The following is a 15,293-nucleotide window of genomic DNA, read 5'->3' as shown; positions in this document are numbered from 1 at the left end:
GCGGCGCGGTCCTAACGGGCGCATCGGTCCCAAACAATAGGACCAAATTGCACGAGACAAATTTATCGCGCGTTAACTTTCTGTTTGACCATAGAAAGAAAGTCTTTTTGTGGTCAAGATGGCAAGGCCAGTGCGACCAGCGCTCAGTGCCGATGCGCGTAGGGTGTAGCTTCAAACGTCCGTTCAATGCCTCGGCGACTATGTGCTCAACGGAGCCATTGGGTGCGGCAGAACCGCAGGAGATACAGATGTTTGCAGGCGGCAACTTCATCCGACCAGGCCAACTTTTTACGGGCTGTCCCATTGGCGTCAACGTCAGACAGATATCCGTGTGTCACTGACCTGCTGCAACGTAGAGAGTTTGCCGCATTTTTGAAAAAAATCACTTATCCCCTAGATAAACATCAAAGATTTTTTTCAGCGTTAACAAACTGTTAACCATTTTTGAAAAAATTCCAAAAAAACAATCATGAGGTTTTGAATGAACGTCCACAACGCTCCAGCCTTGTTTGATGAGAAGAGCGAAAATACCCCCGTCCCCCAACCCACACTGAAAGAGGTCAGTTTCGACAGCGTCATGGCGCATCACAGGCGCCACCGTCCGATTGTATCGGATGAAGAAGCGCAGATATTTGACATCGCCAAACGGATGAAAACGCCGATTTCGATCTCAAACCCGGATCTCGTCGATCACCCGATCGTGTTTGTGAACAGAGCCTTGGAATACCTGACAGGATACTCCGCAGAGACGATGATCGGGGCGAACTGCAGGTTCTTGCAGGGCAAGGACACAGACAGAGCGGAAGTCGCCAAGGTCCGGGACGCGGTCGAGCGGCGTCAGCCGACAGAAGTTGTCCTGTTGAACTACACGGCGCAGGGCGACCCGTTCCACAACCTGCTGGTGATCAGGCCGCTGTGGGTGTCTGTTGATCATTGCCTATTGATCGGTTGCCAGCACGAATTTAACTTTGGCGTCCGGCGCCGCGAAATCGAACGCCGGACGTTCAGCCGGTTCGACAACGCGCGAGAGCTCTCCCTGAAAGCCAGAGATCAAGAGGCGAAGACACGGCAGGCGTTGATCATGCGTTCAGAGGCCATGGTTTCCCGCATTCAGACCCATCTGTACCGCCGCGCCGCGATGCTGTAGAGCCGCCGGACCTGGAAGCTGCCGAATTGGTGGGCGCAGATGAGAACGGTGTCCGATTTCGCAGGGATCGTCAGCGGTGCAGGGACTGTTAGCCTGCCGACCCGGCAACCCGGATCTCAAATCTGCAAACCCCGCCGGGGGGTTGCGCCCCGCACATGATCTCTCGACAGCTGCACTCGGTCGAGACCAGTGCCTGATACAATCTGGCAAATACGGCGGCATGCCAGTGGCATAGGCAAGCGGAACTGGTCTCTGCCCGGATCAAGGGGTTGTTGTGTATGTCGAATGTCCAGGGATCCAGCGCCGCAAATTGCCCGGATCCCACGAATGTCCAGGCGTGTCTGGTTATCGCGTGCGAGAGACATTTTGCAGATAGGGTGGCGGGCAGGCAGCGCAAAAGGATCTGCGCAGGCTTGGGAATTCGATAAGCTAGAATGTAGTTCGCGGTCGCTGTCCCTGCCAGCGTAGACACCCGTGCGGCCTGCGCGGGCGCGATCAGACGGATGTGGCGGTGCAGTCCGGCGGCCAGGGTTTCGGGGATCATCTGTGTGCCATCGGGAACAGCCGACAGCTCGACGCGGCTCAACACGTCATCCCGACGCTCCCGCCCCAGCAGCCCGTCGAGCACAGGGATCGTCTGCAGGACAGCGTTAGGGCCGATCAGGCCGGATGAGGAGGACGCGGGCCTAGGCATCTTCCATTTGCTGATCACCGCCGCCGCAGGCCTTCACGTCCGCACCATTTGGCATCTTGAAGGATTGCTTGCGCTCAAGCGTCTGCGCCTTGACCGCTTCTCGCCGCTCACGTGCGCGGGCGGCCTTGTCTGCACTGGCCTCCCAATCTGACATTTGCGCCTCAGCCAACTGGCGCGTTTCATCGAAGTGAAAGTCGACCGTTGTCTTGGTTTGCGGGCCCCAGTAGCCCGCCTTGCCAAGATCATAGAAGGTGCGTTGGAAGCCGGCCTTCAGGAAGGCATAGAGGCAGCCCAAAAGATAGCGGCGCCGGAACCCCGTGCCGCGCCACGGGTAGTGAAAGAGGGCCTTCTTTGAATAGAAGCGCCGGTAGTTGTTCATGACGCCGTCCAGCAATTCTCCGCGCTCCATCTGCGCGGGCTTCATGATGGGCGTGACGAAGTTGTACTTCGAGAAATCGTAGATCTCGACCTGATCCTTCAACTCCTGAAACAGCGGGGTGAAGGGCCAGGGCGTATACATGGACCAGTTTGCCAGATCCGGCTGCCAATCCCAGGCCATGCGGTAGGTCTCTTCCAGCGTCTCGGGCGTTTCATTGTCCAGGCCCACGATGAATTGCGCTTCGACTAGAATGTCAGCCTCGCGCAGCAGGCGGATGGCGGTCTTGTTTTCTTCGACCTTGGTTTCCTTGTTGAACACATCCAGCTTCATCTGTGCGGCGGCTTCCGTGCCCAGCGAGACATGGACCAGCCCGGCCTTGCGGTAGAATTTCAACAAGTCCTTGTCACGGTAGATATCCGTGACCCGCGTGTTGATGCCCCATTTCACCCGTCTTGGCAGGTCACGGTCGATCAACTCCTGGCAGAAGGCCACGAATTTCTTCTTGTTGATGGTGGGCTCTTCGTCGGCGAGAATGAAAAATCCGACGCCGTGGTTCTCAACCAGGTCCTCGATTTCATCGACGACATCTTTGGGATCGCGGACGCGATAGTCGCGCCAGAACTTCCATTGGGAGCAGAAGGAACAGGTGAACGGACAGCCGCGTGCCAGATTGGGAATCGCAACCCGTGTGCCGAGCGGAATGTAGATATACTTTGACCATTCTAAAGCGGACCAATCCGGTTTGATCTTGGAGAGGTCTTTGACGGTCGAGGCTGCCTGTGTGGCGACAATTGTATCCCCGTCCTGAAAGGCGAGGCCCTTGATTTTCCGGCGATCCGCCGGAAACCGGCCTGTCTGGATGGCCAGCATCAGCTCGGTGCAAATCTCTTCGCCCTCGCCGCGTACAATCACATCGACCCAAGGCGCTTCGGACAGGACCTGTTTGTACATGAAGGTTGCATGCACCCCACCCATGACACGTACCGCATCCGGCACGGTGTTTTTTGCGATCTTCAAGACGTCTTCGGCGCGATAGATCGATGGTGTGATCGCAGTGACACCAACCACATCCGGTGCAAGGGCCTGCATCCGCTTGGCAAGCTCTGCGTCGGTTAGCCCATCGGTCATCGCATCTATGAAATGAATATCGTCAAAGCCGTTCTGTCTCAGATGGCCCGCCAGATAAGCGACTCAAGCGGGAGGCCAGGTGCCCGCAATCTCTGCGCCGCCGGATCTGTAGTTTGGGTGTACGAAAAGAATGCGCATTGGGGGCCTCGCAATATGTAAATTAGAACTGACATAAAATCTGTCAGTAAAAATTGACATGGATCAAGCCCAACCTGATCCGCCCTCATTGTCTGGTCCGGCTTGGCTGTTGGAGTGCATCTGCGACGATGATCTTTGTGTGGAGGCGTCTCCCATGGATGTCAAATGGGCGCATCTCACGCGATCAGCGAACTGGCCATCCGCGACGGTGTTGTCAGATCGGCTTGCTCAAAGGGTTTGGCTTGCGGCCCAGTCCCAATACATTTCGCGCAACCGGCGTGCGACGGGACCTGATTGATAGGTCTTGTTCTCAAAGCCCGTCACAGGTGTGAGTTTCGACATATTGCCCGTCATGAAGATCTCATCGGCGGTGTGAAAATCTTCAAAGGTCAACACCGTTTCGTGCACGGCAATTCCACCGGCTTTCATGTTGGAAATGTGGCGCGCCCGGGTGATGCCCGCCAGAAAGGTGCCATTTGGTACTGGCGTGAAGACCTCGCCATCCCGTGTCATGAAGATATTGGCCGTGGCGGTCTCGGCCACATTGCCCATGGCATCGGCGACCAAAGCGTTGCTGAACCCGCGTGCGCGTACCTCGGCCAGCATGCGCGCGTTGTTGGGATATAGACAGCCGGCTTTGGCATTGACCACCGCATCTTCCATCACGGGTCGGCGGAACCGCGTGCGCCCCAACGTGGCCGTCGCATCGGCAGGGGCCATGGGGATCTGCTCAAGGCTGATCGCAAACCCCGTGGCATCCCCTTTTGGCACGATGGCCGTGGCGTCCCCGTGGATGGCCCAATACATCGGTCGTATATAGACTGCATCCTCTGGTCCGTACTTCGCCAGCCCCTCGCGGATGATGGTCACCATATCGTCGACTGAGACAGTGGGGGTGATCATCAGCGCCTCCGCCGAGCGGTTCACCCGGGCGCAATGAGGCACCAGATCCGGAGCGCAGCCATTGAAGAAGCGGGCGCCGTCAAAAACGGTTGTCCCAAGCCAGGCGCCGTGATCGGCGGCGGCCATGACGGGCAAATCGCCCCTGTGCCAGCGACCTTCAAAATAGGTGTGTATATTCGTGCCGACACTCATCTGCAGCCCTCCGCTGGTTCGGGTCAGGTCGCCCGGTAGACGCCTTCCGGCAGATCCAGCGCGGCCGTCAGATCGCGCCACTGTTCTGGCGACAACCGAATGGAGACCGTGCGATCCGATCGCGCATCATACTGGTTCAGCAGAATAGCGCTTTCCGTCACATGCACGGTGACGTCCTCTTCAAGGGGGGCGGTGCCGTCATCCACCAGGGTCACTACGGTGGCATCGAATTCGTGCTCGATCGTAAACATGTGCTCACCTTACGAGGTCCATCTTGCGATGCAAGGGCGGACACCGCGGCTTGATCGGGCTGGTCGCTGGCCGGGAAGCTGCTAAGATGTCATCCAGTTTTAGTGCGGAGGCCTTTTATGCCCTGGAAGCCCCTTCTTGCGGTGATAGCCGCAGTCACCCTTGCCGGATGTGATGTGACGACCACATCCGGGCCGTTGGTGGTCGAGCCGATTGGCGATGTGCCCCGCGCGTCCGCCACAAATTTTTCGCAGGTCATCCGCGTGATGGAGCCCGTGGCCGAGCGGGAGTGCCGCGCCCGCACGTCCGGTGTGAATTGCGACTTCGACATCCGTGTGGATGACCGGCCGGGCCAGCCGTCGAACGCCTTTCAGACGCTTGACCGTTCTGGTCGGCCGATTATCGTCTTTACTCAAGGCCTGATCAACGATGCGCGCAACGTGGACGAACTGGCCTTTGTGCTGGGTCATGAAGCCGCCCACCACATCGCCGGCCACATACCACGGCAGCAGCAGAACGCCGTGGCGGGTGCGGTGATTGCGGGCAGCCTCGCGGTTTTGCTGGGAGGGGGCGCCGATGCGGTTCAGTCTGCACAGCAGACCGGCGCGCGCGTTGGTGCGCGCACTTATTCAAAAGACTTTGAGCTGGAGGCCGACGCACTGGGCACTGTGATCACGGCACGGTCAGGGTTCGATCCTTTGCGTGGGGCCAAATTCTTCACTCGGATTCCCGATCCAGGCGACCGTTTCCTCGGGACGCACCCGCCCAACGCGCAACGCATTGAGATTGTGCGTCGCACGGCGGCGGGGCTCTAGAGCGTCTGACGAAATACTTGAAACATCGCATATCACGTAACGCGTTGAAATCTATGATTTCAGGCAGCGTTATGTGAGTTAGGTTTTTCGCATGACGCTTTAGGCTGTTTTTCGCCGCCGACGAAGATGGCTGCGGTAAAGCAGCGGGGCCAGCACACCGTCGTAGGTCCAGCAGGCAAGTCGGTAGACACCCGGTAGGCTGACCAGCCGTGCCAGCCAACGATAGCGCGGCAGGCTTTGCCAAAGCACGATAAAGGCGGGCAACCCGATGTAGATCTGCCCATTCTGCCGCACATGCAGGCGCTGCGCGGCCTGATCTGCGGTGACGCCCCAGTCATCCAGGTTTTTTGCATCGTTCAGATCGTCATAGCGCAACGGCAGTGCCTGTGCCGCGCTGAGCCGGGCGTAGTGATCAATCTCGCGGCTGCAGACCGGGCATTCAGCATTATAAAGCACATCTGTATCTGGCATAAGCAAAAGATAGGTGTCAGTTTCGCCCCGCCCAGCAGCCAGAGTGTCGCAGATCAGCGTGGCTTGTTGCTGTCGATCCACCGCGCCATCAGGTGCTTGTCGCGAAAGCACTCCTGCGGGATTTCGCGCCGTTTGATCCGCGCGATCCGTTCGGCAAAGGCCACCTGTTTGGACGATGGATAATGCGCAAACCGGTTGGAGACCACTTGCCTGCGGTGCGCATCAATCCAGGCGGAGAGGGCAAAGCGGCTGCGCGCCCTCTCATGCGAGATCACCTTACCCGTCTTCGCGGCCAGAGCGCGGGCATACTGCAATTGCTGTTCGCTGGGGGCTTGCGGCGGGGTGAGTGGCAGTGTGCCTTGCGCAGGCGCATCGAGACCTTGAAACTGCGGTTCAACAGACATGACATGCTCCCTCCACTGTTCCATCAATATAGAACATAAAGAGAACATGCGCAAGATCGGCGGGTCAGAGGCTGTTGTGGCTGCCGTCGCAGAGCGGAGGTTTTGACGTCGCCTTGCAGCCGCAGAAAAACAGCGTCTTGTCTGCTGCAGCCTCGTATTTCATCGGCGTGAAGGTCGTGTCCTTGTGTGATCCGTCGCAGAAGGGCTGCTTTGAGGACTGGCCGCAGGTGCACCAGAAATAGGTTTTCCCGGCGGTGACCTCGACGGGATAGGGGGCTTTCTGGGCGATCTTGGGGGGTGTGGTCATGGTGTCTGGCTTTCTCTGACAGAGTGGCGATGCGCATGGCTGGTCGTCAGCGACCCCGTGCGAAGCTAGGCAAGGACCTAGGCCAGATTGCCCCGCTGACCACCGCGACGCCCCGCTCGGACCGGACGCATCTAGCCGCGCAGACGGCCCCAAAGGTCGTATTCGCCTGCTTCGTCCACCTCAACAGTGACGACATCGCCAATCGTCAGATCGTCTGTGCCCTCGTCGATGAAGAGGTTGCCGTCGATCTCCGGCGCATCCGCCTTGGTGCGGCAAGTTGCTATTCCGTCGGCGTCGATGTCGTCGATGATCACCTCTTGCAGTGAGCCGACTTTTTTGGCGAGCTTCGCTTCGGAAATCGACTGCGCCTTGGTCATGAAGCGATCCCAGCGGTCCTGCTTCACCTCATCCGGCACATGATCCGGCAGCGCATTCGACCGCGCGCCTGCCACGTTTTCATATTGGAAGCAGCCAACCCGGTCGAGCTGAGCCTCATCCATCCAGTCGAGCAGCGTCTGGAATTCGGCCTCCGTCTCCCCCGGATAGCCCACGATAAACGTCGAGCGCAGGGTGAGACCCGGGCAAATGTCCCGCCACGCCGCTATCTCGTCCAGCGTCTTGGCCGCAGCAGCGGGCCGCGCCATGCGCTTCAAGACATCCGGGTGGGCATGCTGGAAGGGGATGTCGAGATAGGGCAGCACCAGCCCCTCCGCCATCAGCGGGATCAACTGGCGCACATGCGGATAGGGATAGACATAGTGCAGCCGCACCCAGGCGCCCAATGCCCCCAGATCGCGCGCAAGATCGGTGATATGCGCGCGGTGGCCCCGGTCTTCTGCGTGTTTGATATCAACTCCATAGGCAGAGGTGTCCTGGCTGATCACCAGCAGCTCTTTCACCCCGCTCTCGACCAATTTTTCCGCTTCCCGCAGCACTGCATGGGCCGGACGGGATTGCAGGCGTCCGCGCATGTCCGGGATGATGCAGAACTTGCACTTGTGGTTGCAACCTTCTGAAATCTTGAGATAACTGAAATGTCTCGGAGTAAGGCTGACGCCGGAGGCTGGCAGCAGATCGACAAAAGGATCGGGGTCGGGGGGCACGGCGGCATGCACCGCGTCGAGCACTTGTTCATATTGATGCGGGCCGGTCACGGCAAGCACGGACGGATGCGCGCCGGTGATGTATTCGGGTTCAGCCCCAAGGCACCCCGTCACGATCACGCGCCCGTTCTCCTCAAGCGCCTCGCCGATGGCCGTGAGGCTCTCGGCCTTGGCGCTGTCCAGAAAGCCGCAGGTGTTCACGATCACCGCTTGCGCGCCCGCGTAGTCAGATGAGATGCCATAGCCTTCGGCGCGCAGCCGGGTCAGGATACGCTCGCTGTCCACCAGCGCCTTGGGGCAGCCGAGGCTGACCATGCCGATGGTGGGCTGGCCCGAGCGGGTCGCGTCACGCAGGGTCGCCTGCGGTGCAAGATCCGGGCGCAGATTGGGTGGGTTTGTGCTCATGATCTGCGCTATAGTGGAAGTGAGGGGCCCGGAAAAGGGGCTGTGAGCAAGGGTGAGGTGCGCGGATGAAATGGGTTATGCGACTGCTGGGCGTTGTGGTGCTGCTGATCGTGGTGGCAGTGGTTTCGATGTTGTTCCTGCCCGCCGAGCGGGTTGCGAAGATTGCGGCAGAGCAGCTGCGCGGGGTCACAGGCCGGGATGTGCAGATCACCGGAGATGTGGCGCTGACCGTCTGGCCGGTGCTGGGCGCGCGGGTCGGCGGGCTGGAGGTCGGCAATGCAGACTGGGCCGAGCAGGGGCCAATGCTGCAGGCGGCCAATGCGGCGATTGGGGTCGACGCGATGGCGCTGTTGCAGGGCGATATCCGCATCACCAACATCGAGGCTGAAAGCCCCACGATCCGGCTGGAGCAAAAGGCAGACGGGCGCGCGAGCTGGCAGTTTACCGATGCCAGCGGCACCGCGCAGATCGAGACGGAGACAGCGCCGGACAGGCCCGCGCGTTCGATCAGCATCGAGCGGCTGCAGGTGACAGACGCCACGCTGATCTATGACGCGGAAGGCAGTGATCTGGTCTCTTACTCCGGTGTCGATCTGAGCCTCGATTGGCCGGAACGGCTGGGTCCCGCCGAGATAGCGGCCACACTACGCCCAACGGCCAACCCGGTGGGTGTGGCGGCCACCATCGACGGGTTTGCAGGCTTCATAACCGGTGAGACGCAGACTTTGCGTGCCACGATTGACACAGAGGCCGGGGCGATTGGGTTTGATGGGCGGGCGAGCACCGCTGGCGCCGTGGCCGGTACGCTGACGGTGAAGACCGCCAACACTGCAGCGTTTCTGCAGGCGCTGGGTCTGCCGGGCGCGGATCTGCCCCCCGATCTGGGCCGCAGCATTGATCTGAGCACCACCCTGACGCTGACGCCGGACCGGCAGCTCGCTTTGCGTGATCTGATCGTGGGACTGGGTGCCAACCGGATCACCGGGGCTGCGGACATCGGGCTCAATGGGGTGCCGCAGGTCAACGCGCAGCTCAATGTGGGTGATCTGGACCTGTCGGGGGGAGAGGCGGCATCCACCGCAGGTTCTGGTGGCGGCAGCGGAGGCCCAGCGAACAGCGGTTGGCCCAGCGATCCGATCGATGCTGGCGGTCTGGCGGCGTTCAACGGCGAAATTGCGCTGACGGCCAGCAGCATCGATCTTGGGCAGTTTGACCTCGGGGCCACACGCGCGCTTTTGCGCAATGAGAATTCGCGGATGGTCTTCGAGCTGCGCGAGGTCGCGGCCTATGGCGGGGGGCTCACGGGCGAGTTTGTGATCAACAACCGCGCGGGCCTTTCGGTCGGCGGGCAGCTAGCGGCGAATGCGATCCAGATGCAGCCCCTGCTGAACGACGCAGCGGAGCTTGATCGGCTGACCGGGCAAGGCGATGCGCGGCTGTCGTTTCTGGGCTCAGGGAGTTCGATTGATGCGATCATGAAGTCGCTCTCGGGTGACGGATCTCTGCAGATCGGGCAGGGGACGATCCTTGGGATTGACCTCGACCGTTTGATGCGTTCGGGCGATACCTCGCCCGGCACCACGGTGTTCGACAGCCTCGGCGGCACCTGGACTGTTGCGGGCGGTGTGTTGAACAACCGCGATCTGTTGCTGCAGTTGTCAAACTATCGTGCGAGCGGCGAAGGCGTTGTGGGCCTCGGCACTCGGACGCTGGATTACACCGTGACACCTATCGCGCTGCGTGCAAACAGCGGGCAGGGTGTGTCGATTCCCGTGCGCTTTGTAGGGCCGTGGTCGAATATTTCGATCCGGCCTGATGTAGAGGCTGCGCTGAAGGCCGAGGCGGATGCAAAGGTGGATGAGTTGGAGAATAGGGCCAAGGAGAAGATTGGCGAGCGTTTGGGGATCTCCGAAGAGAACGGTCAATCGGTTGAAGATGCGGTGAAGGACCGGCTGTTGCGCAAGCTCTTCGACTGAAGGGGGGTGCTGAGACCAAGGGTGGCCTGAAAGCCCACCCCACCTGCCAGACGGAAGGTCTGCGAGCAGCAGGTGAGGTGGGCTTTCAGGCCACCTCTCGCGACCGTTCAGAAGGTGAGCGGGCGCTCTTTGGCGAGCCGATCAAAGGCCATCAGCGTGTCGATGAGCTGGGGCATCTGATCAAGATAGATCATATTGGGCCCGTCGCAGGGGGCGTTGTCCGGATCCTGGTGGGTTTCCATGAAGATGGCCCCTACACCGACCGCCGCCGCAGCCCGTGCCATCACCGGGGCAAATTCGCGCTGGCCGCCAGAGGAGCCGCCGCGCCCGCCTGGTTGCTGCACCGAATGCGTGGCATCCATCACGACCGGGTAGCCGGTCTGCGCCATCTGTGGCAGGGAGCGCATATCCACCACGAGGGTGTTGTAGCCAAATGTCGTGCCGCGCTCGGTCAGCAGGATGCGGCGGTTACCGGTGGATTCGATCTTGGTGACGATGTTGTCCATCTCCCAAGGCGCCAGGAACTGGCCCTTTTTCACGTTGATCGCGGCCCCTGTGTTCCCGGCAGCCAGCAGCATGTCGGTCTGGCGGCACAGAAAAGCGGGGATCTGGATGATGTCGACGGCCTCGGCGGCCAGGGCGCATTGCGCCTCGGAGTGCACATCGGTAATGACCGGCACGCCGTTCGCCTTACTCACCGATTGCAGCACCTTCAGCCCTTGGTCGATGCCCAGCCCGCGTGCGCCATCAAGCGAGGTGCGGTTGGCCTTGTCGTAGGAGGCCTTGAAGACATATTGCGCGCCCGCGGACGCACAGGCCTCTTTCATCTTGCCTGCGATCATCTGCGCGTGATCTTCGCTTTCGAGTTGGCAGGGGCCCGCGATAATGGTCAACGGGCGGTCATTGCCAATCGTCAGATCAGCGACGGACACATGGGTCATATCAGGAGGTTACCTGTTCTCGGAGGATAGACGCAGTCAAAGACACCATCAGATATATACCGGCGAACACCAGAAACGCCACCAGCGTATTCTCAAATTTGCGCGGATAGCTCGGTTCTTGCGAGGGGACAGGTTCAACGCTCACGGTCAGATAGCGGACCTGGCGATTGGCCTCCATCCGGGTCTGTTCCATTTGCTGAAGCGCTGATTGCAGCAGCATGTCACGGGTGGCCAGATCGGCCTGCGCCATCTGAATGCGCACGCTAAGCTGGGCCAGGGAGTTCTCTCCCTGACTGGCGTCCGTCATCCGCGCATTTAACTCATCCAACTGATCATTCAGCCGCCGCACATCGCCGCGCGCCCCGTCCACCCGGCTCTGGTTCGGACGCGCGTTGTCCAGCAGAGCGGCCAGTTCCAGCTCCTTTTCGAGCAGAAGCAACTCCACCTGATTGATCTGGGACCGCAGACCGGCGATCACCGCCTCGGGGTCCAGCGTGTCGCCCTGCAGTTGTAGCGTCACAAGCGCCTCCTGCGCCTGTCGCCGCTCGTCCACCGCATTGTCAAAGCTGGCACGCGCTTCGGCCATCTGATCGTCGCGTTTCTGCGCGCTGAGGCCATTCACATTTTCTTCGGCATAGCTGATCAGCGCACGGCTGAACCGGGCACTGATCTCGGGATCAGCCGCGATGACCTCCATGCGGATCATACCCTCGGTTGGATCATACCCCACCTTGATGTTTTTCTGATACCGCCGGTATGCCTCCTCATTGGTGGCCCCTTCGGACAGGCGCTGGATCGGGTCAATCCCGGCTTGCGCGAAATGCGACTTGAAGCCCACTTCGTCATCAAGGCGCAGCATGGCGGGTTTTGAGGTCAGAAAAGCCTGCACAGCGATACTGTCTGACGAGGTGGCAAACTGCGTGCCCGAAAGCAGGCCGCCGACCCCGCTGCCGCCTGCGCTATCGGCCTGCAGGATCAGGAACTCGGATTTGGTGGCATACATGGGCGTGGCGACGGCGTAAAAGTACCACGCCGCGAGAAGCGTCGGCAGAAACACAAAGAAGCTCAAACGCCCCAGCAACGCCAGCGACTTGCGGCGGCGACGGCGTGCGATATCCTTCTGGATCTCGGAGATCTGCCTGTCCCGCAGCTCGGCCGGGCTCAGCGTTTCCGTTGACGGCAGTCTTGGGTCATCCGCCGGGGTGGTTTGAGGCAATTGTATGTGCCCCTTGCGTGCTGCGTCTTCGGGGGTATTCGGCACGACCAGTTCCAGCATGGTCGAGCGCTGAAATGGCTCAATGCCTTGCTGGCGCAGCAACCGGACCGCATCGAGATCCGATTTGGGTGACAGCCCGTGTTTGTGCGCAACCCGGCGCGCCATGCGCAACTGTCGACCCGTCAGCCCTTCGCTTCGGATGTCGTCGAGTGCTGCGGCCTCTGAGGTGGAAGGTTTCTGCTCCGGCTTTGGCTTGGGCGAGGGGGTCTCGGCTGTCGTCTCCGGCGATTCCTTGTTGCGCGCCTGAGGCGTATCTGCGGCAGGTTTGGCCGCGTCAGCCGCAGGGGTCGCATCGGAGGGCGGCGTGCTGCGCCTGATCCGAAACTTCCTAGCTGTCGGTTTCGTAGTCATAGAGCCGTTTCGCTTCTTCCAGTGTCTCAAACATATGAAGCTTTCCGTTGAGCAAAACGGCTGCCGATCGCGCGAATTTCTCCAGTGTTCGGGCCTGATGGGACACGATGATGATGGTTGTCGTGCGCAGGCGTTCCTGCAGGATTTCGCCCGCCTTGCGGTTGAATTCCACATCTGTTGTGCCGGGCATGCCTTCATCAATCAGATACATGTCAAAATCGAGCGCCAGCATCAGCGCAAAGGAAAACCGCGCGCGCATGCCGGAGGAATAGGTGCCGATGGGCTGGTCGAAATACTCCCCCAACCCGCAGAGCCAGCGGCAGAAGCTCTCCACATAGTCGGGGTCCAGCCCGTAGAGCCGCGCGATATAGCGCGCGTTTTCCATGGCGGAGACCTTGGTGACAACGCCGCCCATAAACCCAAGCGGGAAGGAGATATTACAGCCGCGGCGGATCTCGCCTTCGTCAGGTTTTTCAAGCCCTGCGATCATGTTGATCAAGGTTGTCTTGCCGGTTCCGTTGGGGGCCAGCACGCCCAGCGAATTGCCCAGCTCGACCTTGAACGAGACGCGGTCGAGGATCACTTTGTGCTGTGATCCTGTCCAAAAAGACTTCGACACGTTCTCGAAAGACAGCATCTGTACTCCGGCGTTTTGCGGTCTGGCGGCGCAACCAGGCCCTTTGTTGAGCTTCCACTCCGAAACAGTTTTAGACTGTTTTGCATAATTATGTCTTAATTGACAACAAAAGCACAGCGGGACGACCCCTGCCAAAGCGCTGGAATTGGCGAGGAATTGCCGTTCTGGACCTGCGAGGTGGGGAATGTGATCAGGCGATCACCTGCCAGATCAGCCCGGCCAGAACAGCGCCGACCAGAGCGAAGGCGAGATAGGCGCCAAAGATCTTGGGTTTGACCAGCGCCCAGACCGCAATGGCTGCGGGAATGCTGCTGACCCCGCCTGCGATCACAAACGACATGGCAGCCCCCGGCGCCATACCCTGTGCCAGCAGCGCATCCACCAGAGGGACAGCTGCGTATCCGTTCAGGTAGGCAGGAGCGCCGACCAGAGCACCCAGGAAGATCGGCCACAGGCCGGTGCCGCCGAGCAGGTTGGCAATCAGCTCGGCCGGGATATAGCGCAGCATCATCGCTTCGATCACATAGGCAAGCGTTAGCCATTTCAGCAGGAAAAGGGCGTTCTCAAGCGCGGTGGTCTGGAACATCTGGCGGCGGTCGTCCTGCTGCCAGAAACGCCAGACCGGGGTGCCACTGAAGGGCGCTTTGGCGCCACAACACCCACCCACTGCGGGCCGCTTGCGCAGAGGGTCAGAGAAGACGGGCGTTTTTGCAAAGAGCAGCGCACCGAACCCGCCCAATATGCCCAGGCCAATCGCCGAGAGGGTTTTGGCGATGGCAAATTCCCATCCGAGAGTACCGGAGGTGATGGCAAACATGGCCGGATCCATCAGAGGAGAGGCGAGCCAGAAGGCCATCACCGCGCCAAGAGGGGCGCCGACCGCGAGCAGCGCGGCGATAAAGGGGATGACTTCGCAGCTGCAAAAGGGCGAGAGGCCGCCGAGAAGAGCCGCCATCACGATCATTCGGGCCGGGTTGCCGGAAAACGCCTTGGCCAAAAGGGTCTCAGCCCCGGAGGCTTTGAGATACGCGACCGCGAGCACGGCGAAGAGAATGAAGGGGGCCGTATGCAGCAGCGCCTTTGCCGCAAAGAGAACTGTGGTGCCAAAGGCGCCTGGGTCCAGCACGCCGACGAGCGCCAGCAGGATGACTGTGGCACCCCAAGCGCCCGAGTTGGGCAATCTGCGGGGGCGCGGCGGGCGCTGGGTGGTCTCAGTCATGGCGGCGGTCTTCCAATGTGTGGTGCAGGCTGTCAGCGCAGCATTCTTTGATCAGGAACTGTGACAAGGCCTGGACATCGTCATATGCCACGGCCGCGCAGATGATGCTGCGCCCCTGTTTGACCTGGGTGACGAGCCCTGCGGATGCGAGAATTTTCATGTGATGGGTCAGCGTCGAGCCGGTCACGCCCGTACGAGCGCCGAGATCTCCTATGCTCAGCCCGTCTGGCCCGGCTCGGACCAATATGCGCAGCACGCTCAGCCGTTGCTCGGAACCGAGGGCGGCGAATTGCGTGGCGGCGACGGTGAGATCGGAGATATCGGGTTTCATAATTTTCATGGATCTAGAAATATAGAAGTGTTGGCTGCTTGGCAATCTTTCATTTCGAGAATCGTGAAAATATCTCGCAGCGCACGGTAAGACAGGTGATGCTGTCATCTGGCGGCTGCCACGGTCCGGGATAAATTCTTTCGCAAGTGGAGCCGAATTTGCGGATTTTGGCTCAAAGTTAATACTTCGTTCACAGATTTGAGAGAGCATCTGGTCAGGCACCATTG

15 protein-coding genes and 1 pseudogene are annotated in these 15,293 nt (G+C 60.2%); 3 read left to right on the top strand and 13 right to left on the bottom strand.

Annotation, left to right across the window (positions count from 1 at the left end; genetic code table 11):
• Window positions 1–481 precede the first annotated feature (481 nt).
• Window positions 482–1,147, top strand: a complete 666-nt coding sequence (locus So717_RS00815; protein WP_159974315.1) for a PAS domain-containing protein — start codon at window positions 482–484, stop codon at window positions 1,145–1,147.
• An 88-nt stretch (window positions 1,148–1,235) separates the two neighbouring features.
• On the opposite strand, the gene bchJ is transcribed toward So717_RS00815, so the two are convergent.
• The 4 genes and pseudogenes from bchJ to So717_RS00795 form a co-directional block, all read right to left on the bottom strand.
• Window positions 1,236–1,841: a bacteriochlorophyll 4-vinyl reductase gene (gene bchJ / locus So717_RS00810; protein WP_159974314.1), complete on the bottom strand. Its 606-nt coding sequence runs from the start codon at window positions 1,839–1,841 to the stop codon at window positions 1,236–1,238.
• A pseudogene (gene bchE / locus So717_RS00805) lies at window positions 1,834–3,486 on the bottom strand (magnesium-protoporphyrin IX monomethyl ester anaerobic oxidative cyclase). Before bchE ends, bchJ begins: the two are co-directional and overlap by 8 nt.
• Window positions 3,487–3,714: 228 nt before the next feature.
• Window positions 3,715–4,581 carry a branched-chain amino acid aminotransferase gene (locus So717_RS00800; RefSeq protein ID WP_159974313.1) on the bottom strand — a complete coding sequence of 289 codons (867 nt, stop codon included), beginning with the start codon at window positions 4,579–4,581 and terminating at the stop codon, window positions 3,715–3,717.
• A gap of 23 nt (window positions 4,582–4,604) precedes the next feature.
• A complete protein-coding gene (locus tag So717_RS00795) occupies window positions 4,605–4,832 on the bottom strand; it encodes a DUF8831 family protein (protein ID WP_159974312.1) in 228 nt (75 codons plus the stop codon).
• Window positions 4,833–4,949: 117 nt separating this feature from the next.
• Here So717_RS00795 and So717_RS00790 point away from each other — a divergent pair, with 117 nt between their 5' ends.
• On the top strand, window positions 4,950–5,645 hold the full coding sequence (locus tag So717_RS00790) for a M48 family metallopeptidase (RefSeq protein WP_159974311.1): 696 nt from the start codon (window positions 4,950–4,952) through the stop codon (window positions 5,643–5,645).
• Between the two features lie 99 nt (window positions 5,646–5,744).
• Here the strand turns inward: So717_RS00790 and So717_RS00785 are convergent, their stop codons facing one another.
• The 4 genes from So717_RS00785 to rimO form a co-directional block, all read right to left on the bottom strand.
• The gene (locus tag So717_RS00785) at window positions 5,745–6,116 is read right to left on the bottom strand and encodes a thiol-disulfide oxidoreductase DCC family protein (RefSeq protein ID WP_159974310.1); all 372 of its coding nucleotides are present in this window, start codon (window positions 6,114–6,116) and stop codon (window positions 5,745–5,747) included.
• A 53-nt stretch (window positions 6,117–6,169) separates the two neighbouring features.
• Complete coding sequence (locus tag So717_RS00780; RefSeq protein ID WP_238840581.1) at window positions 6,170–6,520, bottom strand: hypothetical protein; 351 nt, start codon at window positions 6,518–6,520, stop codon at window positions 6,170–6,172.
• A 64-nt stretch (window positions 6,521–6,584) separates the two neighbouring features.
• Window positions 6,585–6,827, bottom strand: coding sequence for a CDGSH iron-sulfur domain-containing protein (locus So717_RS00775; RefSeq protein WP_159974309.1), 243 nt, complete (start codon window positions 6,825–6,827; stop codon window positions 6,585–6,587).
• Between the two features lie 131 nt (window positions 6,828–6,958).
• On the bottom strand, window positions 6,959–8,335 hold the full coding sequence (rimO, locus tag So717_RS00770) for a 30S ribosomal protein S12 methylthiotransferase RimO (RefSeq protein ID WP_159974308.1): 1,377 nt from the start codon (window positions 8,333–8,335) through the stop codon (window positions 6,959–6,961).
• A 65-nt stretch (window positions 8,336–8,400) separates the two neighbouring features.
• Here rimO and So717_RS00765 point away from each other — a divergent pair, with 65 nt between their 5' ends.
• A complete protein-coding gene (locus So717_RS00765) occupies window positions 8,401–10,311 on the top strand; it encodes an AsmA family protein (RefSeq protein WP_159974307.1) in 1,911 nt (636 codons plus the stop codon).
• 107 nt (window positions 10,312–10,418) lie between these two features.
• Here So717_RS00765 and kdsA read toward each other — a convergent pair whose 3' ends face one another.
• The 5 genes from kdsA to So717_RS00740 all read right to left on the bottom strand — a co-directional run bounded on the left by kdsA (window position 10,419) and on the right by So717_RS00740 (window position 15,075).
• The gene (kdsA, locus tag So717_RS00760) at window positions 10,419–11,252 is read right to left on the bottom strand and encodes a 3-deoxy-8-phosphooctulonate synthase (protein ID WP_159974306.1); all 834 of its coding nucleotides are present in this window, start codon (window positions 11,250–11,252) and stop codon (window positions 10,419–10,421) included.
• 1 nt (window position 11,253) lies between these two features.
• Complete coding sequence (locus So717_RS00755; RefSeq protein ID WP_159974305.1) at window positions 11,254–12,879, bottom strand: KpsE/RkpR family capsule polysaccharide export protein; 1,626 nt, start codon at window positions 12,877–12,879, stop codon at window positions 11,254–11,256.
• Window positions 12,857–13,516, bottom strand: coding sequence for an ABC transporter ATP-binding protein (locus So717_RS00750; RefSeq protein WP_159974304.1), 660 nt, complete (start codon window positions 13,514–13,516; stop codon window positions 12,857–12,859). The genes So717_RS00755 and So717_RS00750 overlap by 23 nt, the downstream gene beginning before the upstream one ends.
• A gap of 190 nt (window positions 13,517–13,706) precedes the next feature.
• Complete coding sequence (locus So717_RS00745) at window positions 13,707–14,735, bottom strand: permease (protein WP_159974303.1); 1,029 nt, start codon at window positions 14,733–14,735, stop codon at window positions 13,707–13,709.
• Window positions 14,728–15,075, bottom strand: a complete 348-nt coding sequence (locus So717_RS00740) for an ArsR/SmtB family transcription factor (RefSeq protein WP_438810626.1) — start codon at window positions 15,073–15,075, stop codon at window positions 14,728–14,730. The genes So717_RS00745 and So717_RS00740 overlap by 8 nt, the downstream gene beginning before the upstream one ends.
• Between the last annotated feature and the right edge of the window lie 218 nt (window positions 15,076–15,293).

This window comes from Roseobacter cerasinus (genome assembly GCF_009811755.1).
Lineage (GTDB): Bacteria > Pseudomonadota > Alphaproteobacteria > Rhodobacterales > Rhodobacteraceae > Roseobacter > Roseobacter cerasinus.
This window is presented reverse-complemented; position numbering and strand designations above follow the sequence as displayed.

Excerpts from the sequence above, each read along its gene's own strand:
- So717_RS00815 (WP_159974315.1), top strand. The coding sequence starts at position 482 with ATGAACGTCCACAACGCTCCAGCCTTGTTTGATGAGAAGAGCGAAAAT.
- bchJ (WP_159974314.1), bottom strand. The coding sequence starts at position 1,841 with ATGCCTAGGCCCGCGTCCTCCTCATCCGGCCTGATCGGCCCTAACGCT.
- So717_RS00800 (WP_159974313.1), bottom strand. The coding sequence starts at position 4,581 with ATGAGTGTCGGCACGAATATACACACCTATTTTGAAGGTCGCTGGCAC.
- So717_RS00795 (WP_159974312.1), bottom strand. The coding sequence starts at position 4,832 with ATGTTTACGATCGAGCACGAATTCGATGCCACCGTAGTGACCCTGGTG.
- So717_RS00790 (WP_159974311.1), top strand. The coding sequence starts at position 4,950 with ATGCCCTGGAAGCCCCTTCTTGCGGTGATAGCCGCAGTCACCCTTGCC.
- So717_RS00785 (WP_159974310.1), bottom strand. The coding sequence starts at position 6,116 with ATGCCAGATACAGATGTGCTTTATAATGCTGAATGCCCGGTCTGCAGC.
- So717_RS00780 (WP_238840581.1), bottom strand. The coding sequence starts at position 6,520 with ATGTCTGTTGAACCGCAGTTTCAAGGTCTCGATGCGCCTGCGCAAGGC.
- So717_RS00775 (WP_159974309.1), bottom strand. The coding sequence starts at position 6,827 with ATGACCACACCCCCCAAGATCGCCCAGAAAGCCCCCTATCCCGTCGAG.
- rimO (WP_159974308.1), bottom strand. The coding sequence starts at position 8,335 with ATGAGCACAAACCCACCCAATCTGCGCCCGGATCTTGCACCGCAGGCG.
- So717_RS00765 (WP_159974307.1), top strand. The coding sequence starts at position 8,401 with ATGAAATGGGTTATGCGACTGCTGGGCGTTGTGGTGCTGCTGATCGTG.
- kdsA (WP_159974306.1), bottom strand. The coding sequence starts at position 11,252 with ATGACCCATGTGTCCGTCGCTGATCTGACGATTGGCAATGACCGCCCG.
- So717_RS00755 (WP_159974305.1), bottom strand. The coding sequence starts at position 12,879 with ATGACTACGAAACCGACAGCTAGGAAGTTTCGGATCAGGCGCAGCACG.
- So717_RS00750 (WP_159974304.1), bottom strand. The coding sequence starts at position 13,516 with ATGCTGTCTTTCGAGAACGTGTCGAAGTCTTTTTGGACAGGATCACAG.
- So717_RS00745 (WP_159974303.1), bottom strand. The coding sequence starts at position 14,735 with ATGACTGAGACCACCCAGCGCCCGCCGCGCCCCCGCAGATTGCCCAAC.
- So717_RS00740 (WP_438810626.1), bottom strand. The coding sequence starts at position 15,075 with ATGAAAATTATGAAACCCGATATCTCCGATCTCACCGTCGCCGCCACG.